The organism is Wolbachia endosymbiont (group B) of Apotomis betuletana (genome assembly GCF_947250475.1).
Classification (GTDB): Bacteria; Pseudomonadota; Alphaproteobacteria; order Rickettsiales; family Anaplasmataceae; genus Wolbachia.
Genome location: NZ_OX366320.1, coordinates 425,798 through 447,538 on the forward strand (window position 1 = coordinate 425,798; position 21,741 = coordinate 447,538).

At 35.6% G+C, this 21,741-nt stretch carries 26 protein-coding genes and 1 pseudogene; 23 read left to right on the forward strand and 4 right to left on the reverse strand.

The features are described from left to right. From OOK82_RS01875 to OOK82_RS01955, 17 genes are all read left to right on the forward strand, one after another. Nucleotides 1–480 carry a hypothetical protein gene (locus OOK82_RS01875; RefSeq protein ID WP_264378236.1) on the forward strand — a complete coding sequence of 160 codons (480 nt, stop codon included), beginning with the start codon at nt 1–3 and terminating at the stop codon, nt 478–480. Between the two features lie 3 nt (nt 481–483). Further along, nucleotides 484–1,983, forward strand: coding sequence for an ankyrin repeat domain-containing protein (locus tag OOK82_RS01880; protein ID WP_264704357.1), 1,500 nt, complete (start codon nt 484–486; stop codon nt 1,981–1,983). Next, nucleotides 1,983–3,809 (forward strand): phage terminase large subunit family protein, encoded by a 1,827-nt coding sequence (locus OOK82_RS01885; RefSeq protein WP_264704358.1) that lies wholly within the window; start codon nt 1,983–1,985, stop codon nt 3,807–3,809. Before OOK82_RS01880 ends, OOK82_RS01885 begins: the two co-directional genes overlap by 1 nt. Beyond that, nucleotides 3,810–4,034: a gpW family head-tail joining protein gene (locus OOK82_RS01890; protein WP_114517459.1), complete on the forward strand. Its 225-nt coding sequence runs from the start codon at nt 3,810–3,812 to the stop codon at nt 4,032–4,034. After that, on the forward strand, nt 4,031–4,735 hold the full coding sequence (locus tag OOK82_RS01895) for a glycoside hydrolase family 25 protein (RefSeq protein WP_264376381.1): 705 nt from the start codon (nt 4,031–4,033) through the stop codon (nt 4,733–4,735). Before OOK82_RS01890 ends, OOK82_RS01895 begins: the two co-directional genes overlap by 4 nt. Then, complete coding sequence (locus OOK82_RS01900) at nt 4,732–6,150, forward strand: phage portal protein (protein WP_264704359.1); 1,419 nt, start codon at nt 4,732–4,734, stop codon at nt 6,148–6,150. Before OOK82_RS01895 ends, OOK82_RS01900 begins: the two co-directional genes overlap by 4 nt. Further along, nucleotides 6,150–7,163, forward strand: coding sequence for a S49 family peptidase (locus tag OOK82_RS01905; RefSeq protein WP_264704655.1), 1,014 nt, complete (start codon nt 6,150–6,152; stop codon nt 7,161–7,163). Before OOK82_RS01900 ends, OOK82_RS01905 begins: the two co-directional genes overlap by 1 nt. A gap of 67 nt (nt 7,164–7,230) precedes the next feature. Then, nucleotides 7,231–7,599 carry a head decoration protein gene (locus OOK82_RS01910; protein ID WP_047759659.1) on the forward strand — a complete coding sequence of 123 codons (369 nt, stop codon included), beginning with the start codon at nt 7,231–7,233 and terminating at the stop codon, nt 7,597–7,599. A gap of 32 nt (nt 7,600–7,631) precedes the next feature. After that, nucleotides 7,632–8,636 carry a major capsid protein gene (locus OOK82_RS01915; protein WP_264704360.1) on the forward strand — a complete coding sequence of 335 codons (1,005 nt, stop codon included), beginning with the start codon at nt 7,632–7,634 and terminating at the stop codon, nt 8,634–8,636. Between the two features lie 99 nt (nt 8,637–8,735). Then, a complete protein-coding gene (locus OOK82_RS01920) occupies nt 8,736–9,041 on the forward strand; it encodes a head-tail joining protein (RefSeq protein ID WP_264704361.1) in 306 nt (101 codons plus the stop codon). A 1-nt stretch (nt 9,042) separates the two neighbouring features. Beyond that, complete coding sequence (locus OOK82_RS01925) at nt 9,043–9,534, forward strand: phage tail protein (protein ID WP_264704362.1); 492 nt, start codon at nt 9,043–9,045, stop codon at nt 9,532–9,534. Nucleotides 9,535–9,543: 9 nt separating this feature from the next. Continuing rightward, nucleotides 9,544–10,014 (forward strand): hypothetical protein, encoded by a 471-nt coding sequence (locus OOK82_RS01930; RefSeq protein ID WP_264704363.1) that lies wholly within the window; start codon nt 9,544–9,546, stop codon nt 10,012–10,014. After that, the gene (locus OOK82_RS01935) at nt 10,001–10,465 is read left to right on the forward strand and encodes a phage baseplate assembly protein V (RefSeq protein WP_264685225.1); all 465 of its coding nucleotides are present in this window, start codon (nt 10,001–10,003) and stop codon (nt 10,463–10,465) included. Before OOK82_RS01930 ends, OOK82_RS01935 begins: the two co-directional genes overlap by 14 nt. Then, nucleotides 10,466–10,720: a PAAR domain-containing protein gene (locus tag OOK82_RS01940; RefSeq protein ID WP_264704364.1), complete on the forward strand. Its 255-nt coding sequence runs from the start codon at nt 10,466–10,468 to the stop codon at nt 10,718–10,720. It begins immediately after the preceding gene. Nucleotides 10,721–10,722: 2 nt separating this feature from the next. Continuing rightward, nucleotides 10,723–11,049: a GPW/gp25 family protein gene (locus OOK82_RS01945; protein ID WP_264704365.1), complete on the forward strand. Its 327-nt coding sequence runs from the start codon at nt 10,723–10,725 to the stop codon at nt 11,047–11,049. A 2-nt stretch (nt 11,050–11,051) separates the two neighbouring features. Next, a complete protein-coding gene (locus OOK82_RS01950) occupies nt 11,052–11,852 on the forward strand; it encodes a baseplate assembly protein (RefSeq protein WP_264704366.1) in 801 nt (266 codons plus the stop codon). Between the two features lie 264 nt (nt 11,853–12,116). After that, nucleotides 12,117–13,076, forward strand: coding sequence for a phage tail protein (locus tag OOK82_RS01955; protein WP_264704367.1), 960 nt, complete (start codon nt 12,117–12,119; stop codon nt 13,074–13,076). A gap of 81 nt (nt 13,077–13,157) precedes the next feature. Here the strand turns inward: OOK82_RS01955 and OOK82_RS01960 are convergent, their stop codons facing one another. Next, nucleotides 13,158–14,102: an IS110 family RNA-guided transposase gene (locus OOK82_RS01960; protein WP_264336326.1), complete on the reverse strand. Its 945-nt coding sequence runs from the start codon at nt 14,100–14,102 to the stop codon at nt 13,158–13,160. A gap of 221 nt (nt 14,103–14,323) precedes the next feature. Here OOK82_RS01960 and OOK82_RS01965 point away from each other — a divergent pair. The 6 genes and pseudogenes from OOK82_RS01965 to OOK82_RS01990 form a co-directional block, all read left to right on the forward strand. After that, nucleotides 14,324–14,698: pseudogene (locus OOK82_RS01965) on the forward strand (phage tail protein); the annotation flags it as partial. A 167-nt stretch (nt 14,699–14,865) separates the two neighbouring features. Next, entirely contained in the window at nt 14,866–15,594 is a 729-nt protein-coding gene (locus OOK82_RS01970; RefSeq protein ID WP_264704368.1) for an ankyrin repeat domain-containing protein, read from the forward strand. Between the two features lie 33 nt (nt 15,595–15,627). Then, the gene (locus tag OOK82_RS01975) at nt 15,628–16,089 is read left to right on the forward strand and encodes an ankyrin repeat domain-containing protein (protein WP_264704369.1); all 462 of its coding nucleotides are present in this window, start codon (nt 15,628–15,630) and stop codon (nt 16,087–16,089) included. Nucleotides 16,090–16,093: 4 nt separating this feature from the next. Continuing rightward, nucleotides 16,094–16,534: a DUF2924 domain-containing protein gene (locus OOK82_RS01980; RefSeq protein WP_264704370.1), complete on the forward strand. Its 441-nt coding sequence runs from the start codon at nt 16,094–16,096 to the stop codon at nt 16,532–16,534. Then, the gene (locus OOK82_RS01985; protein ID WP_264704372.1) at nt 16,527–18,014 is read left to right on the forward strand and encodes a recombinase family protein; all 1,488 of its coding nucleotides are present in this window, start codon (nt 16,527–16,529) and stop codon (nt 18,012–18,014) included. The genes OOK82_RS01980 and OOK82_RS01985 overlap by 8 nt, the downstream gene beginning before the upstream one ends. Before the next feature lie 66 nt (nt 18,015–18,080). Then, nucleotides 18,081–19,091 carry a hypothetical protein gene (locus OOK82_RS01990; RefSeq protein ID WP_141456727.1) on the forward strand — a complete coding sequence of 337 codons (1,011 nt, stop codon included), beginning with the start codon at nt 18,081–18,083 and terminating at the stop codon, nt 19,089–19,091. 117 nt (nt 19,092–19,208) lie between these two features. On the opposite strand, the gene OOK82_RS01995 is transcribed toward OOK82_RS01990, so the two are convergent. The 3 genes from OOK82_RS01995 to OOK82_RS02005 all read right to left on the reverse strand — a co-directional run bounded on the left by OOK82_RS01995 (nt 19,209) and on the right by OOK82_RS02005 (nt 21,541). Then, nucleotides 19,209–19,421 (reverse strand): plasmid pRiA4b ORF-3 family protein, encoded by a 213-nt coding sequence (locus tag OOK82_RS01995; protein ID WP_141456728.1) that lies wholly within the window; start codon nt 19,419–19,421, stop codon nt 19,209–19,211. 384 nt (nt 19,422–19,805) lie between these two features. Beyond that, on the reverse strand, nt 19,806–20,888 hold the full coding sequence (locus OOK82_RS02000) for a hypothetical protein (protein ID WP_264704373.1): 1,083 nt from the start codon (nt 20,886–20,888) through the stop codon (nt 19,806–19,808). Between the two features lie 197 nt (nt 20,889–21,085). After that, nucleotides 21,086–21,541, reverse strand: coding sequence for an Hsp20/alpha crystallin family protein (locus tag OOK82_RS02005; RefSeq protein WP_141456730.1), 456 nt, complete (start codon nt 21,539–21,541; stop codon nt 21,086–21,088). Nucleotides 21,542–21,741: the final 200 nt, after the last annotated feature.

Sequence of the window (21,741 nt, forward strand, 5' to 3'; positions counted from 1 at the left end):
GTGAAAAAAATAACACAAACAGAATGGGCAAGAGAGATAGGAGTATCAAAGCAATATGTCTGTTATTTAGTAAAGAAAGGGATAGTTGAGTTGGAGGATGGTTTGATCAATAGAGAACAAGCAAATGAAGCAGTAGCGGCAATAAGAGATCCAAGTCAGCCACTTAGGAGGAAAAATCCAGAAAACGAAAATACAAGTAACCTTTCCACGATGTTGCTAAAAACTCGAATAAAAAATGAAATGGAACGAGGTAAACTTCTTGAGGCGAAAGCTAAGGCTGAGATAGGAGAACTTGTAGCAGTAGAGGAAGTAAAGCGCGATGCATTTAATGTAGCAAGAGTTGTACGTAATAATTTGCTTAATATTCCAAATAGAGTTTCAGCACTGCTTGCATCACTGAGTGACACTGAAAAGATTCATATGGCGCTAACCGAAGAGATTACAAACTCATTACAAGAATTATCTAATATTAAGTTTTAAATAATGTCTGCTAACTTAAGTTTAGAATTAATAAAGTGTCTTATTAATCAACCAGGAGTGGATGTAAATGTTAGAGGATTAAATGGGAAAACCCCACTACATTATGCAGTAGAAATTAACGAGCTTAGTATGGTTGCTCTCTTACTAAATAGGAAAAATATTAATCCACTGATCACTGATGATAATGGTAAAAGTGCGCTGGATTGTGCAAGAGAAGAGATATTACAAGCACTAATCAATCACAAATATGGATTGGAGAAAGATAGCTTACTTCACTTAGCTGCGATGTTGAATGAAGCAAATGCTGTAAGGTTTTTACTCGACAAAGGGACTAATGTTAATGAGCAGAATGCTTTACTACATACACCGTTACACTTAGCGGCAGGAGCTGGGCATGAACAAATAGTAGAAATTTTAATTAGAGAAGGAAATGCTGAAATAGATGTCTTTGATGCACGAAATCAGACACCAATGCACTATGCAGTTAATAATAAAAAGTTGGAGATAGTAAAGTTACTGCTGAAGCTTGGAGCAGATGTAAATAGCACGCGCATGGGACAAAACTCAATGAAATTGTCGCCTGTGCATATAGCTGTAAGTAATACTAATTATGATGAAAGAGACTTATGTCTTGATATCCTCAAATCCTTAATAAAGGAGCCTAATGCTCAAGTCAATTTGCAAGACTATGAAAATAAAACACCACTACATTATGCTGAAAGACTTAAAACAATAGAAGTTTTACTAACGCGAGAAGATATAGATCCATTGGTAAAAGACGATAGCGGCAAGACACCATTTGATTACGCTAAACCTGAGATAAAGAAGGCTTTGATAAGTAATAAATACGGTTCTGAAAAGAATAGTCTACTCCATTTAGCTGCACAAAGAGGAGAAATTGAGATTGTAGAGTCTATTTTAAAAGAAGAAATTGATATTGACGTTTCAAATAATAAAAGTCTATCACCGATTTACCTTGCTGCAGAAAAAGGGCATTTACATGTAGTAAAGTTACTGCTGAAAAAAGGAGCAAATTACACACCTGTTTTGCATTTAGCAATCAAGTCAAATAATTTAGAGTTACTTAAAGCTTTGTTTAAAGAAAAGAACGTCAAATTACCAGACGAAAGGAGAGTATCTGTAATAAATTCACCAGTTTATTGTGCTCTGAATAGGTGTATAGAACATAGAGAAGTAAAAGTAAGAAAATACAATAATGTGATCTGCATTTTTACTTCAGTAAGTGCAGTAGCAATGGCAGCATATATAGGCTTAACAGCAACAACAATATATCAAATGCTTACTCTGATAATAGTAACAGCAATAGTTGCATTCACTGTAGCAATAGTTATGAGTGGTCTTACACAAAAGTACATAGAAAATGAATCTCAGAAGAAGATGTTTATGGAATTAGAAGGGCAGAAAGGCACAGAAAATGTCAGATCAGAAATTGATAGTGTTGAAGTAGAAAGCTTACACAGGAATTGTTTGAGTGGAGCATAGTGATCTACAGTGCCAGCTTTTATTCAGGATTAAAGCCAGATCCCCAGCTTAAAGTATCAGAGTGGGCGAATGAGTATCGAGTTCTAGCAGCAACTGCAGCATCAGAGCCAGGGAAGTGGAGAACGGAAAGAACTCCTTATTTAAAAGAAATCATGGATTCACTATCTCCGTCTTCAACTGCAGAAAAAGTAGTATTCATGAAAGGAGCGCAGATTGGAGGAACAGAAGCTGGTAACAATTGGATAGGCTATATTATAGATCAGACTCCTGGTCCAATGTTAGTTGTGCAGCCAACAGTTGAAATGGGAAAGCGTTGGTCAAAAGGAAGATTTGCGCCGTTAATAGAGAGTACGCCATGTTTAAAGAGTAAAGTAAAAGACCCAAGGTCAAGAGACTCAGGCAATACTGTACAAAGTAAGGAATTTCCAGGTGGAATAGTAGTAATAACTGGAGCAAACAGCAGTGTAGGACTGAGGTCTATGCCAGTAAAATATCTCTTTCTTGATGAAATAGACGCCTATCCAGGAGATTCAGGTGGTGAAGGAGATCCAGTGCTGCTCAGTATTGCTCGAACTAATACATTTGCACGGCGAAAGATTTTTTTAGTATCAACACCAACGATTCATGGAATAAGCAGAATTGAGAAAGAATTTGAAGCAACAGATAAGCAGTACTTTTTTGTACCATGTCCGTATTGTAATTACTATCAAGTTCTAAAATGGTCACAAATTAAATGGGAAAACAACGACTCAAGAACAGCACATTATGTCTGCACTGAATGTAGCGGCAAAATAGAAAATCATCAAAAGACAGAGATGCTTGAGCGTGGAGAATGGAGACCTACTAATAGAGTAAAAGGTGAGAAAAAAGGATTTCATCTTTCAAGTCTTTATAGTCCAGTAGGCTGGTATAGCTGGACTCAAGCAGTAGAAGATTTTCTTCATGCAAAAGAAAGTGAACAATTACTAAAAGTATGGATAAATACTACGCTTGGAGAAACCTGGGTAGACAAAGGAGAAGTACCAGATTGGAAGCAATTATTTAACAGGAGAGAATTTTTTCCCGTAGGCACAGTACCTAGGAGAGAAGTGGTGCTTACTGCAGGAGTAGATGTCCAAAAAGATCGTTTAGAAGTAGAAGTTGTAGCATGGGGAAAAAGCCGCGAAAGTTGGTCAATAGAATACCGAGTATTTGAAGGTGATACTGGAAGAGGAGAAGTATGGGGAAAACTCTCTGAGCTCTTAAATCATCATTTTATCGGTGAAAATGGTCTTGAATACATGATAAGTATGATGGCGGTTGATGCTGGGTATGCGACACAAGAAGTATACAATTGGGTAAGAGGTCATCAAGGCTCTGGAAGAGTAATGGCAGTGAAAGGTGTAAATAAAGCTCTAGTACCACTTAGCAGCCCAAGTAGAGTAGATATAACAGTTGGTGGTCAAAAGCTAAAAAGAGGAATAAAGCTCTGGCCAGTGGGAGTATCGATTTTAAAGTCAGAACTTTTTCAATTACTTAATGTTTTAAAGGACGGTGAAGAAGCTCCAGCAGGATACTGTCATTTTCCCGAGTATGCACCTGAATATTTTAAGCAGCTAACGGCAGAGCAATTAGTCAGCAAAGTAGTAAAAGGTTATACCAAACAAGAGTGGCAAAAGGTAAGAGAAAGAAATGAAGTATTAGACTGTAGGATTTATGCAAGAGCAGCATCGATAGCACTGGGAATAGATAGATGGCCAGAGAGTAAATGGAATAGTTTAAGTGAAAAACCAGAAAGTAAAAAATCAAAGAAAATAGTGAAAAGCAAATGGATCAGCAAGCAATAAATGTATAACGAAGATTATTTAATTCAAGTTGAACAAGCAATAAAGAAGCTTCAGAGTGGCGAAAGAGTGGTATCAATTGCATATGGTGACCATGTGGTGAGATATGCTGAAGTTCAGATAAATGATTTGCTCAGCCTCAGACAACGCATCAAAGGTGAACTAAAGATTGCTGGAATGAAGCCTAAACGAAAGATTATTTTTGCAACAAATAAAGGAGTTATATGAGGGAAAATTTTCTGAGAAAAGTTGTAAAAGAGGAATATTCTGAATTTTTAGAGCAATTAAAAACTTTCATAAAACTATGGGAGAATAGAGAGAGTTCAGTAAATGGAATAATAGATTTGTCACATTGGCAAGAAAATGTGGATTTTGAGTTAGCTAAAGAGAGTGGTATAGTTGGAGTAATTCATAAGGCAACACAAGGAACAGAGTACATAGATTCAAAATACAAAGAAAGAAGAAAAGAAGCTGAAGACTTGGGTCTATTATGGGGTTCATATCATTTCGGTGTAGGGGAAGATGGAAAGGATCAAGCAAATCACTTTTTGAATACAGTGGGTGAAACTAAAAATACAATTGTTGTGCTTGATATTGAAGAGAACGAAAGTGGAAAAAATATAGAGCCAAAACAAGCAGAAGATTTTGTTAAAAAAATTCAAGAAGAAACAGGGCGTTTACCTTTAGTGTATGGAGGTGCTAATTTTTTGAAAGATTTTGCCACACCAATTTTGACAAAATGTCCATTATGGATAGCAAGCTGGAGAAAAGAACTCACATTACCAAAAGGCTGGAATGATTGGATTTTATGGCAATATACTGACGGTAAAATAGGTCCAGAGCCAGATGAAGTAAGTGGAATTGGAAAATGTGACAGAAATAAATTTAACGGAACTTTGAAAGAATTAAGAGAATTTTGGTTAGTATGATGCTGAAAAAATTCAAACAACTATTTAGCAAGCCAAAAATCAAAAGTTCAGCCTGGGATGCAGCAGGGTCAGGAAGAAGGGTAATGTATTGGCAAGGAGAAGCAGGAAGCATAAATAATTTACTCTCTCAAAGCCTTGAGCACCTGCGTAGTCGCTCTCGAGATATGGTAAGGAAAAATCCATATGCGGCAAATATCATTGATACAATAGTAAGTAACTCTATTGGAACAGGAATAAAACCGCAATCAAAAGCAAGAGATGGAGAATTTCGAAAGAAGGTGCAAGAATTATGGCTAAGATGGACAGATGAAGCAGACAGTAGCGGGGTAAGTGATTTTTATGGATTACAAGCTCTAGTATGCAGAAGTATGATAGAGGGAGGAGAATGTTTTGTACGTTTAAGAACGAGAAAGCTGGAAGATAGATTTTCTGTGCCATTACAACTGCAAGTACTTGAGTCTGAACATCTAGATAATAAAACAAATCAAACTTTAGGAAATGGTAATGTAATAAGAAACGGGATTGAGTTTAACAAGCTTGGGCAAAGAGAAGCATATTACCTATTTAAAGAACACCCTGGTGAAGGCTCGTTTGGTGAATCAGTGAGAGTGCCAGCAAATGATGTTTTACATATTTATAGACCATTAAGACCTGGGCAAATCAGAGGGGAGCCATGGCTTTCTAATATACTGCTGAAGCTTTATGAGCTTGATCAATATGATGATGCAGAGCTGGTGAGAAAGAAAACTGCAGCAATGTTTGCAGGGTTTATTACAAGACTTGATCCTGAAGCAAATATTTTAGGAGAAAGTGAAAGTAATGAGCAAGGAGTAGCATTATCAGGTTTAGAGCCAGGAACAATGCAGCTTTTAGACCCAGGAGAAGATATAAAATTTTCAGAGCCGTCAGATGTAGGAGGAAGTTATGAAGCGTTTATGAGACAGCAACTCAGGGCAATAGCAATAGGTACAGGGATAACATATGAACAGCTAACAGGAGATTTAACAGGCGTTAATTATTCATCCATTCGAGCAGGGCTGATAGAGTTTCGCAGAAGGTGTGCAATGTTGCAGCATAACGTGATAGTGTTCCAGTTTTGTAGACCTATTTGGAATAGATGGCTAGAGTTAGCAGTACTTTGTGGAGAACTGAGTATAGATGAAAAAGTAGTAAAAGCAGCGAAAGAAGAAGTAAAATGGATACCACAGGGATTTGATTGGGTAGATCCACTGAAAGATCAGCAAGCACAGCAAATGGCAGTAAGAAATGGATTTAAGAGTCGAGCAGAAGTAGTATCAGAAATGGGTTACGATGTAGAAGAAATTGACCAAGAAATAGCAGAAGATCAAAAGCGTGCTAATTCTTTTGGACTTTGTTTCGATTCTGACGTTAATCATAAAAGGGAAGGAAGGTGATGTGGATAAATAAGCCAATAGTGGTAGAGAGAAGAAGCTTTGAACTACTATCATTATATAACAGCAAACAACCTATCTTTAAGAACTTAAAGCATTTTCATATAAACCCAAAAGGAATAGCAATAATACGTATTTATGGAGTTTTGACAAAAAAAACAGAAGCTTTTGATCATATTTTAGATATGACTTCGTATGAAAATATTCATGAAGAGATAGAGAGTGCTTTAGGAGATAAAAGCATAGAGACGATTCTACTTGACATAGACAGTCCAGGAGGGGAAGTAAACGGTGTATTTGACCTGGCTGATTTTATTTACGAATCAAGAGCAAAAAAAAGGATTATTGCGATGGCCAATGATGATGCATACTCTGCTGCATATGCTATAGCCTCTAGCGCTGAGAAGGTATTTGTGAGCAGAACTTCTGGTGTTGGCAGTATTGGAGTAATAGCAAGCCACATAGATCAAAGTGGGTTTGATGAAAGGCAAGGTATTAAGTACACCACAATCTTTGCTGGTAGTCGAAAGAATGATTTAAACCCGCATGAGCCAATGACGTCTGAAAGTCTGGGAAGCTTACAAAAAGAAGTAGACCGACTATATGAAATGTTTGTGCAGCTGATAGCAAGGAACAGAGGTCTTTCAATTGAAAAGATTCGATCAACAGAAGCAGGGCTGTATTTTGGCGAGAAAGCAGTAGAAATAGGTCTTGCAGATGGAGTTACAACATTTTTTGAATTTATCAACAATCATAAAAGTAGGAGTGTTAGTATGACAACTATTGAGGAGAACTGTCGTAGAGAAATTTTAGAGATAATAAGATTATGTAATGTATCAAAGATGCCAGAAAAGATAGGAGAATTTATTGAGCAAAGCGTAAGTGTTGAGCAAGCAAGGGAGGTTTTGATGGAATTACTTGCAGAAAGAACGAAGAAGACAGAGATACTGAGTGCAGTACCACAGAATTCGCAGGAAGATTTGATGACACAGGTAGCAAGAAGTCGTAGGAGTTAAAGTATTTTTATAACCGCCGTATATAGCATTGATAAAAGCGGCGGTAAGCAGTTAAGGAGAGAAATTTATGAGTTGTATAAGCGAACAAAATAATCTGGGTGACTTATTAAAGTATGAGGCATCAAGTCTATATTCAAGAGATCAGATAACAGTAGCAAAAGGGCAGAACCTAAAGCTTGGTACAGTAGTGGCTCTCGATAAAGATAGCATGGTTAAGATAATAAATCCAACTGCCACAGATGGTACACAAACAGCGATAGGTGCAGTAGTAAGTGATGTAAATGCGACAGAAAATGCTAAAGCAGTAATTATTACTCGTTGTGCAATACTAGCAGATCATGCGGTTGTGTGGCCAGCAAATATCACTGAAGAGCAGAAAGCTGCAGCAATAAAGCAACTTGAAGCACGAGGGATCATTGTCCGCAAGGGAATTTAACTAAAATTAATAGGAAAAAAAGGAGAGAAAAAATGCAAAATCCATTTACAAATACAGCATTTAGCATGACGGCACTAACAAATGCGATAAATATATTGCCGATAAATTATGGACGAGTTGAAAATCTAAATTTGTTTCCAAGTAGGTCAGTAAGATTTAGACATATTACCATAGAAGAACACAACGGAGTATTAAGTTTATTACCAACGCAAGTACCAGGGGCGCCAGCAACAGTAGGAAAAAGAGGAAAAAGAAAGGTAAGAACATTTACGATTCCGCACATTCCGCATGATGATGTAGTGCTGCCAGAAGAAGTACAAGGAATAAGGGCATTTGGATCAGAGAGTGAACTTAAAGCGCTTGCAGATGTAATAACTGATCATTTGCAGCTAATGAGAAACAAACATGCAATAACATTAGAGCATTTGCGAATGGGAGCGCTGAAGGGAATTATTCTTGATGCTGATGGGTCAGAATTATTAAATCTGTACAACGAATTTGAAATAACACCAAAAGTAGTAAATTTTGCCCTTGGAACAGCAACAACTGACGTAAAACGTAAGTGTCTGGAAGTATTGCGGCATATAGAAGATAACCTAAGTGGTGAATATATGACTGGAATTCATGCCTTGGTAAGCCCTGAGTTTTTTGATGCATTAACTTCTCATGCTAAAGTAAAAGAAGCATATGAAAGATGGCAAGAAGGAGCAGCACTTCGAAATGATATGAGGTCAGGATTTACGTTCTGTGGCATAACATTTGAGGAATATAGAGGGCAAGCAACTGACCCTGAAGGAACGGTTAGAAGATTTATTGACAAAGATACAGGGCACTGTTTTCCACTAGGAACAGCAAGCACATTTACAACATACTTTGCACCAGCAGACTTTAATGAGACAGTAAACACTCTTGGACAGCCACTATATGCAAAACAAGAGCCAAGGAGGTTTGATAGAGGAACAGATTTACATACGCAGTCAAATCCTCTGCCAATGTGCCATAGACCAGGGGTATTAGTCAAGGTTGTTGCAACATAACAACACAGGTAGAGCAATTATAAAGCAGTGTGAGGCAGAAGAATGCTTTACCTGTGTGCCCCTTCTTAGCATGTAAATGTTAGTATATAGCGGAGAAATGTGCAAGAAAATATTAAGCGATTATTGAAAGATTGTTTTGCCCATTTAGGAGAAGTAGCTTTATATAAATCAAAGGATAAGTCATATATGGTACAAGTATTAAAGCAACAGCCAGATAAATTATACGAGATTGGTGAAGGACAATTTGTGGGGGAGATGTTGATTTTGGAGGTGAGTGTCTTTGATATATTAAAGCCAATGGTAGGAGATATCTTCGTTATTGGTAACTGTAAGTATAAGGTGCACTCACCGCCACTTAGAGACAAGTCTGGAATAACGTGGAAAATCAAAGCATCTGGAGTGTAAAATGTCTATTCATATAGAAGTTAATAGTATAGAAAGTGTAAACGCTAAAAGAAAAAAAATAGAATTAGCAATAGTGAGAGCATTAAACAGAACGGCACTATGGTTAAAAGCGCAAGCAGCTAAGGAAATCAGTGAGGAAAAGAAGGTAAAATTAAGTTTAATAAGAAAGAGATTAAGAATTTTTAAGGCGAAAACTAGCAGATTAGACGTGTTAATTAGAGCAAATCTCTATGACATTAGAGCATCGACAATTGGCAAAATACAAAAAACAAGAAGAGGATCGAAAGTAGGAAAGCATGAGTTTATAGGAGGATTTGCAGCAGTTATGCCAAAAGGAAATAGCGGTATTTTTAAACGTGAAGGAAGAGCAGCATTGCCAATAAAGGAAGTAAAACTACCACTGGAACCAGAGGCTTCAAGGATAATAGGGAATCTTGTTAATTATGAAGTTGAAAAGGTATTTGAAAAATATTTTATACATTACATGAGTTAAATTATATGCATGACAAAGTTCTGGAAAGATTTACATAAAGCAATTTGCAGCACACTGAAGGAAGAAATACTGGCTATACAGACATGTGAAATTTATCCAGCAATAAGGAAAGAATTAGTAGCGCCAGCGGTGTTTGTAGAACTAACAAGTTTAGAACCAGGTAAAGATGAATTAGCATTGAAAGCCAGGTTTGAGGCGAGGATTGTAGTTGATGGCACAGTAGAGGATTCCTCGGTAGTTGTTAGAACATTAGCTAGCGAAGTTGCAAAAGTAGTAAATAAAAATACTTGGAACGTAAAAAATGTTTCACCAGGAGAATTTATCTCTGCAGAAGTTGACGAATTTAGACCTGAATTAGATGCATATCTTGTGTGGATGGTAGAATGGGTGCATACAATACACGTAGGGCGATCTATTTGGAAAGAAGGAAAATTTATGCCACACAAAATAGAAATCGGTGAAATAAATGTTAGAGAATAATTTTGCGATTGCAGAATTACAGAGGAAATTAGCCAATATTGTCCGTATAGGAGTTGTAAAAGAAATAGATTGTGAAAAAGCAAAAGTAAGAGTGAAAATAGGAGAATTTTTAACAGATTATTTACCATGGATAACAAGCAAAGCAGGAAAAGATAGAAATTGGTCTCCACCAGATATCGATGAACAAGTAATGGTATTTTCTCCTCTTGGTGAACTATCATTAGGAGTGGTATTAGGAGGAATATATCAGGAAAAATACTCTGCACCAGAGGATAAAAAAGAAATAAATAGTGTGAAGTTTCAGGATGGAACAAGATTGTTATATGATAAAGAGAAGCATCATTTAGAGATTGAAGTAGTAGACAAAATAACACTGAAAGCTGGGGAATCGAGCATAGAGATGACGAAGAGCGAAATAAAACTGAAAGCAGATAGAATAAACCTTAATTAAATGAATAAATCGGTTGTACGAGTAGGAGATTATTGTGTAGAAGTAACACCGCATTTTTGCATTAGTGGGAGTAACAATGTTTCTGTAAATGGTAAGCCAATGTGCAGACAAGGAGACAAATTTAGTGAAGGAAGAGCATTAACTGAAGGATCAAAAACAGTGTTTGCAAATGGGTTTGGAGCGGGAAGAGTAGGAGATATAGTTTCATGTGGGTTTAAAGTAATAAAAGGCAGTGAAAACGTGTTTGCAGGCTAAAAATGGAAGGGATGGACTCCAAAACAGGAAAAGAATTAGAAGGAATAGAACATCTGAAACAATCAATAATTGATATACTGACCACTCCTATTAACAGTAGGATAATGAGAAGGGATTATGGGTCTAGACTATTTGAATTAGTGGATAAACCAATCAGTAGAGATTTAACACTTGAGATATATGCAGCAACAGCAGAAGCTTTAGGGAAATGGGAAAAAAGATTTAAATTAGAAAAAGTAAAAATAACAGAGGTGAAAGAAGGAAAAGTAACGCTTGACCTAGAAGGATTATACGTACCAAGTGGGAAAAACATTCGCTTTATAGTATAAAGATGCAGCAGACTAACATTATTGAGCGACTGAACTTCGAAGAAATTCTGTCTCGGATGAAGGAAGAGTTAGTGAAGTGTGATGCAAGTTTTACAGCATTAGTAGAAAGTGACCCAGCGATGAAGGTATTAGAAGTAGCAGCATGGAGGGAATTGTTACTAAGACAAAGAATAAATGAATCAGTAAAGAGCAATTTACTAAAATTTGCAATGGGAGAAGATCTTGATAATTTAGCTGAGTTTTATGGAGTGGAGAGGCAAAAAGAAGAAGATGATGAACGATTTAGAAAAAGAATTAAAGCAAAGATAGTAGGCTCAAGCACGTGTGGAAGCAAGGAGTATTATAGGTATCATGCACTGTCAGCAGATAGTAGAGTAAAAGATGCATTAGTAGAATCACCTATACCAGGAAAAGTACAAATTTCAATCTTATCAACACAATTATCCACAACTGGCATAGTATCAGAAGAACTACTTAAAATTGTAAAAAAGCAGGTTACTAGAGATGATATAAGGGTTTTAACCGATACATTAACAGTGATAGGTTGCAATATTACGGAAATAGATATTCACAGCAGAATGAGCATAAGTCCTGTGATATCGAAGGAGGAAATCAAGAAGCAGTTTATTAAGAAGTTTGAATTAGCAAAAAGATTAGGATGGAATGTTACAAGATCTTGGATAATAGCAAACCTATTTGTAGAGGGTGTAGAAAACGTAGAATTAATCGAGCCAAGAGAGGATGTTGTGGTTCTGGGGAATGAGTGTGCAGTGCTTGGCTACGTCAAGTTAGATAGGATTTAAAACGTATTTTTTTTGTTTTGTGCCAGTGAGGGGATTGCGTGCAATAAGTGGTTTACTGGATCCAATGTTAGGGAGACGAAAGTATTGATTTTCTTCCAGAAGTTGTAACTTGTTTTTTAAAGTATGGATAGTATGGTCAAATATTATGGAAAGTGTTTTCGATATTAAGAACATCTTTATTTTTGATCAGTTCTGAAATGATCTCTTGCTTACTCATAAGCTACCTAAATAAAGGAAATTAAAGCAACTTGAAAGAAAAGACAAATGAAAAGTTTATTACCGCCAAACGCAACAAAGCAAGAAAAAGCGCTGGTTAATGCAATAGATTATAAGGTTGATCCGAGCTGTATCAGAGGATTTAAGTTTAGTCTTAAAGAAGAAACATTGCCGTGGTTAGTTGAAGAATATGGATTGGGGGAAATTCTACGTTGGATAAGGGATAAAAGAAAAGCCGTAGTAGAAGGAGTAAAATTTCAAAGACTGAGAGGAACTCCAGCATCACTAAAAATAGCACTAAAATGGGCAAATATAGAAGATATTAAAATTATCGAAGAACCACCTGGTAAACATTTTTTTGAGTTGCAAGTAGGGATAAAAGAGGTACCAAATGACTTCTTCGTAGATGCAGTAGTAGAGCTGGCAAAACTATTACTGCCTGTAAGATCCAGATTGATGAGGATTTTTAACGATTATTATAATGCGCAGAGATTTATATTGGATGAGAGTTTATTTGGAGATCTTCTTTCTGATTATTCAGGGGTAAAAATAGAAAAAGATGGACCAGTGTTATCATTTGGAAGAGTAAATTTTTTCAGGTCTAGTGGTCCAGTTATTAGGATTATAGAAAACTATCTACGCGATCATTATGAACGAGCTTTAAGCAATGATATATATCGCCTAGATGTAGCAATCCTTGGAGAAACCGAGCCTCACACAAAGAATTATAACGGTATTTATGAAAGAAATCATTTGTGGTACAACTTAAAAGCACTATATCCATTACCACAGAGTTTATTACCATCGATTAAATTTGCAAAAGCGCAGATAGTATTATCAGATCAACTATGTTTTTTAAAATTTTTTGAATTTAGTTTCATTACAACTTTTGTTTGTAATTTTGTTTTTTATTCGAGTAAAAAGTGCATTTTTGACAATAAAAACCCTAACTTAATCATAGAAAAATTTTGTATCAAACAACAGTTACTGCTTAGATCTTATGGTTAACGAATATGTGGATAAATACTTTAAATGTGTGTAGACGTATTTATCCACATATTCGTTAACCTATTTTCTATGCAGATTTTTTTAATTCACATTGACTGCTTCTTTAAGCCTCGCATTGGCAATTACTATGATTTTACGCATTAGAGCTGTCATAGCCACCATCTTCTTTTTACCTTTACCAACAAGCCTTGAATAGAAGGCACCAAGCGCAGACTTAGACCTTGAAGCAGACATCGCAGCTGTAAAAAGCTTTTCACGAACGTTGCTTCTGCCACCACTTATTCTGCGATAACCAATAGTTTTACCACTTTCTTTCGGATGAGGTGCAACTCCAGCAAGACTTGCAATTTCTCCCCTACTTACATAACCAAGTTCTGGCATTAGACACAGAAAATCTTGAGATAATTTTGCACCTATTCCTGGAACTGTTTTAAGGATTTTTTGGCGCTTTTGTAACTCTGGATTCTCATCAATAATTTTTTGTATGGTATTGTTGAGCTCATCTATCTGGCTATTAAAGAATTCAATAGTTTTCTGACAGCTTTCTTTTATATGGTCGTTTTCAGGTGCTGCAAGCCTAGATTTCTCTTGAGCTCTCATTTTTGTAATGTCATCACGACGTTGACAAAGTGCAACTAAGGTTGTTTGTTCTTTTGACATAGGTGCAAATAGAGATAGAGTACTATAGCGTTCAAACCCATACTGAGCAAGGGCTCTTGCATCTGATTGATCAGACTTTGCTAAAGTTCCATGAGATAGAACAAAGCTTTTTACTTTGCGAGTATTAGCTCGATGTACAGCAATATCTTTATCAACAAGAAAATGTGCTAAGCCAAGCTCATATTTTCCAGTGTTTTCCAGAGTTACTAAAGAATTAGGTAAGATATTTGAAAAATCTTGAAACAATTGTTGCCAGCCAGCAGTATCATTGTCGAATTCGACAGCGTTCTTCTGTTTGTGAACTGCAACAACATTTTTAAATTTTCCGATATCAATGCCAATAAAATTTTGATAAGATGTAATCATAATAACCTCGATTAGTTTTAATTAATTTAAGATTGTAAACGGGTGCATACATATGTCCCATGCAACTATTCAAACGTATCGAGAGATGGGCTAGTGTACCTTGATCCGAACGGTTATAATACCAACAGTTGGTCGGTCGCACACGCCCGTGATAACTCTATTCCTATAGTGAGTAGGGTTATCTTCCCTCTTATCTCCTTTATATCATATTTTTAACTTACAACAGTTGGGATTTAGGAGACATAAATACGTGCTTTCCAGTTAGTAGCGTAGAAGAAAGAGGAAATAAATTTGTATTGGGAAGCGATAAACTTTCAGGGCAATATTGGAATTTAAAACACAAGCCAATTTTAGAAAGATTTAGCGTTACTCACAACTATAAAGCAAAAAATTATACAGATCAGAAGGTCAGAAAATATGTTTTAGCAGAACACAACGTTTACTATAAAAATGACTCAGATTCAGAGCAAAAAGACTCAATACACGAATTAGAAAATTACATTTTAGTGTTTTACCCAGGAGTACTGAAGTGGCACGAACATCGACATTTGCACAGAAGTTGGAAAAATAGTCAAGCAATATGTGTAATAAGTTAAATACTTATATTTAGATCCTCATGTATTATGTTAATAATAGGTTAAAACGTATGAAATAAAAAGAAAAGGACTTGCTTTCTTATGCTAAAAAGGACATGAATTAAATAGCAGCAGGTAAACATAAGAAATTTATCTGGCGCTAGAAAAGCTAATTTTGTGAGGTAAGTATGAAGTTTAGCGAAGAAAAGAGAGAATCTTTTAGTAAGTTTTTTAAAGAAGTATCAAGTAACGGGTTTAAAAACATTAATAAAAGAAATGAAGAAGGAGAGACGATATTGCACCAAGCAGTAGAAATCTCTGATTACAAAACAGCGAGGTTATTAATAAAAAAAGGGGCAGAGGTAAATGCAAGAGATAAAAATGGTTATACACCACTACACTGTGCAGTATTTGCGAAAAGCTTAGAAAATGTAAAAGTGCTGCTAAGGGAAGGAGCAGAAGTAAATGCCACTCAATATGTCACTGGATGTACGCCACTACACTCTGCATGCAAAATAGGAGGAGCAGGAGTTGAAATAATAAAAGAGCTAGTAAAAGCAGGAGCTGAGGTTAATCAACTGAATAAATATGGTGCAACACCAATGTATTACATTTGGGAAAGTGAAAAGTATCGTCTATGTGATAGCAAAGAGAGTGAAAGGGCGAGTAAATTTCTGAGAGAAAAAGGAGGAATAACAAAAAGTAGAGAACTGACGTGCTATGGAATAGAGAGGATAGTGGAAGAAATAGCAGATATGTTGGATAGGAGCTATTTACCTGAGTTCAAAATAATAGAGATAGAAGAAATAAGGAAGAAAGATAAGTCACTAATAAAGGAAGAGTGTAAAAATTTAGCAAGCAAGATAATGAGCCAAGTGAATGAAATGATAGATGAGGTGGTGAGAAGGAAGGCTTAGGGGTTTAAATTTAAAGAAAAGGTGAGGTAAATTATGAGTAAAAAAGAGAAAGAGAAGTCAGCAAAAGAATTATTAGAGAACTCATGTAAAAATATTTATGAAAGAGACGAAAAAGGAAGAACAGCTCTACATTATGCAGTAGACGCAAAAACAGTGAGGTTATTAGTTGAAAAAGGAGTGAATGTGAATGCAACAGATATAGGAGGATATACAGCACTGCATCTAGCGGTAACGGAGAAACGTCTAGAAATCGTGAGGGAATTGATAAAATCAGGAGCAGACGTAAATGCTGAGGAATATGGAAGTAAATGCACTCCATTGCACCTTGCATGTATGGTGGGGAAAGTGGAAATAGTAGAAGAGTTAGTGGAAGCAGGAGCAGAAATAGAGCAAGCGGATAAATTTGGAATGACAGCAATGGATTATAGTAAAGAAGTAACCGAGGTATTAAAGAAAGAAACAGACAGAATTGAAAAGTTATTTATGAAAGGCTAAAAATATGGAGGAAGAAATAGAAAAGAAAGTAATGAATTTAGAGAGAAAACCTTTGGGTGAGCTGAGAAAAACGTGGAAGAAGGTATTTGGGGAAGAGGCGCCTAGATACTCAAAGAAATATCTGATACCAAGATTAGCTTATAGAATGCAGGAAAAAGCGTATGGAGAAATGTCAAGAAAGGGGACAAAAAGACTAGAGTATCTGGCAGATCGGCTAGAGAAGGGAAAAAGAATAAGTAGCGATAAACTGCCAGTAGAGGGAACAGAGCTAATATTAGAGAGAGGGGAAGAGACTCACGCAGTAATGGTAACAGATAAGGGTTTAATCTACAGAGAAGAATTTTTCACATCATTATCAGCAGTAGCCGGAAAAATAATGGGAATGAGTTACAATGGGCCGCTCCTATTTGGTTTGCGTGATCAAAAGGGAAGGGAAAATGTGTAAAGGGATAAGATGTGGAATATATACGAGAAAGTCAAATGAAGACGGTCTAGAGCAGAAGTTTAACAGTTTAGATGCGCAACGAGTAGCATGTGAGAAGTACATAAAGAGCAAAGAAGGCTGGGTAGCATTGGCCAAAAGGTACGACGATGGAGGTTTCTCAGGAAAGAATTTAGAAAGACCAGCAATAAAGGAATTATTTGAAGATGTAAAAAAAGGAGAAGTAGATTGTGTAGTAGTATATACGCTAGATAGATTATCAAGGGAAACAAAAGACAGCATCGAAGTAACATCATTTTTTAGAAGACATAGAGTAAATTTTGTAGCAGTAACGCAGATATTTGACAATAATACGCCAATGGGAAAGTTCGTACAAACGGTGTTATCAGGAGCCGCACAACTAGAAAGAGAAATGATAGTAGAGAGGGTAAAAAATAAAATAGCAACATCAAAAGAACACGGACTATGGATGGGAGGAACTTTGCCGTTTGGGTATGATGTAAAAGATAAAGAATTAATAATAAATGAGAAAGAAGCAAAAATAGTAAAGCATATATTTGCAAGATATTTGGAGCTGAAGTCAATGGCAGAGTTGGCAAGAGAGTTAAATAGCCAAGGGTACCATACGAAATCAGATATCTTTAAAAAAGCGACGGTGAGAAGAATAATAACAAATCCAATATATATGGGAAAAATACGGCATTATGAGAAAGAGTATGAAGGAAAACATGAAGCAATAATAGAGGAAGAAAAATGGCAAAAAGCGCAGGAATTGATAAAGAATCAACCATATAGAAAAGCAAAATATGAGGAAGCGCTACTTAGGGGAATAATTAAGTGCAAGAGTTGTAATGTGAACATGACGCTGACATACTCAAAAAAAGAAAATAAAAGATATCGATATTACATATGTAACAATCACTTAAGGGGAAAAGGTTGTGAATCAATAAACAGAACTATAGTAGCGGGAGAAGTGGAAAAAGAAGTGATGAAGAAAGCTGAACAGCTATATGAAAAATGGGGAAAAAAAGCGGAAGAGTGGAAAAATTTAAGTTTTGGAAAACAGAAAGAAGTAGTGAAAAAGTTAATAAAAGGAGTAATGGTAAAAGAAGATGGAATAGAAATGGGTTCGGAGGATAAGGTGGAATTTATACCAATAATGAAGAAGAAAGGAAATAAATGTACAGTGATTGAGCCAGAAGGTAAAACAAACAATGCGTTACTGAAAGCAGTGGTAGGAGCCCACCTATGGAAACGTCAGCTAGAAGAGGGAAAATATGCAAGCGTAGGAGAGCTAAGTGCCAAAATTAATATAGGTACAAGACGTATACAACAAATTTTAAGGTTAAATTATTTAGCACCAAAGATCAAAGAAGACATAGTAAATGGGAGGCAGCCAAAGGGTTTGAAGTTAGTTGAATTGAGGGAAATACCAATGCTGTGGAGTGAGCAGATGAAGAAATTTTGCAAATTAGCGATTTAAAAATCACACGATTAATACTTTACTAATACAAATTAGCTACATAAGAGATACAAAGAAAAAAATAATATGAGAAAACTAATTACCGGAAAAACTAATGAAGCAGATATAACCTATGAGTTGCCATTTGATCAAGATCAGTTAACAAGCAAAGATAAAAAGGAGCTTTTTAAGCTATTAAAAAGGATACAAGAGGGTAAAAGTATCAGTGAAAAAATTAGTAAATCCTTTCATGATACACGAAAGATTCCGTGGATACTAATAGTTGATATATATGAACGTAGAAGAGACGTATTCACACTATTACATTATGCTAGATTTTGCAAGAATAAGCAAGCTGAGAATGATCTTTTAGAAGAAGCTAAAAAACATGGGCTTTTTAAGGAGTTTAATCGTACGAAAATAGTCTCGGACTACTTAGGAAGTCATGGAGAATTAATACGTACATATAGTACTGTTAAAGATGGTGTAGTAAGGGTAGAAGGTTTTGAGCCTTGGGATGATAAGGAAGTGATGAATCCAAATATGACAAGTGACAAAGAAGAAAAAAACTCGTTAATAGAAACTATTATGGAAGGATCAGTGGCTTATAATATTTCAGAAGATATTGAAGAAGTTTCGGATAAGAATAAAGAAAATTTTTATGGAGAACAACAAGAAGAAACCGCAGAAACTGGCACTCAGCCGTGCAAGAAGATTAATAATGGTGAAGATTATGAAAGGAATGAAGAAAATCAAGGGAATTTCGCTAACTCAGGAAGAACGGTGGTAAAAGAGCTGAATGCTTTAAGAATCTTTTCTTCTAACCCTTGTGTTAACGATAAATCTTTCAAAATTGCAGATGAAGAATCATCAACAAAAGCAATGCAACGGAGAGCGATTCTGACTGGTGCCGTTGGGGTGGTGCTACTGGTAAGTGGTATTGTATCACATATTATGAAAATGCCTACTATAGGAACAGTTGGAGTGATTGCTGGATTGGCATGCATAAGCTTTGCGTTGTACAGTACCCTAGAACCGAGTACAAAGCTAGAGAAGGTAGAAGAGCTCTTCCGATCCAACGCAAGAGAACATTCCTAAAAAACACAGATATTAAAATAATTTCCTAAGAAATACTTCTAATTTACTAACCAAGTACTAAACCTGCTGCTATTTTCCTCAAGGCAATCCATCAACTTAATAGGTATATTGTTTACACTACTCATCTTCGTAGTCAGGATATTGTGGAGGAGCCTCTCCTTGCTTTTTAGTAACTTTTGGATATCTTGTTCCAGCTTCTGCTTCAATAATGCCACAACATTCTACTAAAAATTCCCAATTATCGCCATAATCAAAAAGAAAAATCATTTTTTTATCTGGCTCAAAAACCTTGTAGATATAAGAATTTTTGACGCTTTTTTCATTAGGCATAAACTATAATCAGTATTATAAAATAAAGTGTATACTTCATTACTTTCATAAATATCGTTTATGTTACTATAAAAACCAAATTAATGATCTAACTCAAAACTAAAGACCTTTATGATAGTTTCTGCAAATTTATAAAGACAGCTTTCAATTCCATCTCACGGTAGATTTTTTTGTCTAGAGAAACTTTAAATAAGTATACTTTCTTTTTCTTATCCACTTAATTTATCTTTAACTTACATTAAATTAACCAATAGCAAAAAAACAACACAAGTCAAACATAACCTTACCCACATATCTTACCCTATTCGGACTATTAGGAGAAATGCTATACTTTAGAAAAAGCTTAACTGAACTTTCATTCGTTCTGACAACACATACTTACTTTTAATGACCGATGATATGGTCGTTGCTGGAAATAGGCGTTCTTAGGCCTTGAAGATGACTGTTTACTTTCGGCAAATCGTCTAAATCATGCTCTATTTTTTGTGTTTCCATCTCAAATTTAAATCCCAATTTTTCACAGAATTTTTGAAAGTATTCTCTAATAATAGAGAGCAAGTTTCTATCTCCTTCTTTATAATTTTTTAATTCCTTGGGAACAGTGAGTGATAATTTACCGTCTTTATAGGTTACACCATCTTTTCCATCTTGAGACTCAAGTGTAAATTCCAGTGAGGTGGATAGACCACATATTTTTTCCCCTGGATTATCAAATTTGATTACAGGTATTTCCATATCAGACTTTACTCTTATGTTATTATGGTCAGTGTAATCAATATTCATTACTTTGTCAGGGTCTTGCGTTGTTAATCGATAATTGCTAAGTGCAGAGTGATATTCAATAAATATACCTGCTAAGTATCCTGCTTGATTACAATTAGTAACTAGTTCTTCTAAGATAGGGGCACTCGGAACTTCTGCTTCAGCATATTTAAACATTTCCTTAAAAATTTCCTTTACAAATGGTCGGTAGTTCTTATTCTCATCTCCTACTTTGAGTAATAGATGCATATGCTCTCTTCCAGCATTGTAAAATCTCTCAAAATCTCTACCGTACGAATTGGTTTTCTGATAATCAGGAATTTCAGGATTTTCACAATGACTTTCCCACAATTCACTTAACGCGTTATATGCAAGTTCTTTTTCAAGATCCTTAAGGACTGAATTAACAAAAGCCCTGCCATGATCTTTATCTATTTCTCTTTGTTTTTTGCTTGCGGCTTCAGCGCTATATATATCATAACTATTAAAAAGGTTGCTTTTGCGATATTTCGCTCCTTCCATTAACACAGAGGTTAAAACTGTATCTATAATCTTTCCATTAATAACAAAGTTCATTCTTGGAAGATCGAAATACATTGTTTCACCAGAGTGTGCTGATTTATTGCTCTCGCCAGCCTTTAATTTACTAAAGCTAAATTCTTTAATTTTAACCTTCAACGTAACTATTGGATTTGCTTCTGTCATAGTCCGTACTTATTAAAGCCCCTAAACTTGATTATAACATAAGAACCATTAATAGATTATTAACAACACCTAAACGCAACAAAGGCCTTACACCATCTGTACAACAAATACGCAAAGACAATAGAACTTTATTATATTCTATCTATAATGATTCAAAATAGCAAGCCTCAAACTAGAAGCCTGCTACCACTTACTGGTTACTTTACATCAATCTTCTTGATGTGTTTCTCTGACTTAGGTATGGTTACATGTAATACTCCATCTGAAAAACTAGCAGATACTTTATCTCGCTCCACATTTACTGGAAGCTGAATAGACCTATAGAAAGAGCCATAGTACCTTTCTCGATGATAAAACTGCTTATCTTTTGACTCGTTATCACATGTCTTTTCACCCTTCACTATTAAGCTATCGCCAGATATACTAATATCTATGCTTTCTTTGGAAATACCTGGTAACTCTAATGAGAGGCAATAGCTTTCCTTTGTTTCATAAAAGTCACAAGCTGGTAATAGACTGTTGCTTCTTCTGGAAAGCTCTGGATTCCATCCTGTAAAGAAGCTATCAAATATGTCATCAACGGCCCTTTGTAACCCTCTTACACTAAAGTTATCACGGTTATTGTTTTTATTTGAATGAACTATATTACTCATGTTGTACCTCCTTTCACTAATATGTGCATTATGTAATCATTCCACTTGTTAGTTTCAATACCTTATACCAAATATCATAAATAAGTAGGCAAATAACTCACAGAACAAATAGTTTTGATCGAACTTTCCGTAATATTACGAATGAATGCACATATAGTATCCTCCAATAAACTAATACCAATTCCTAAAAATAAATAGAC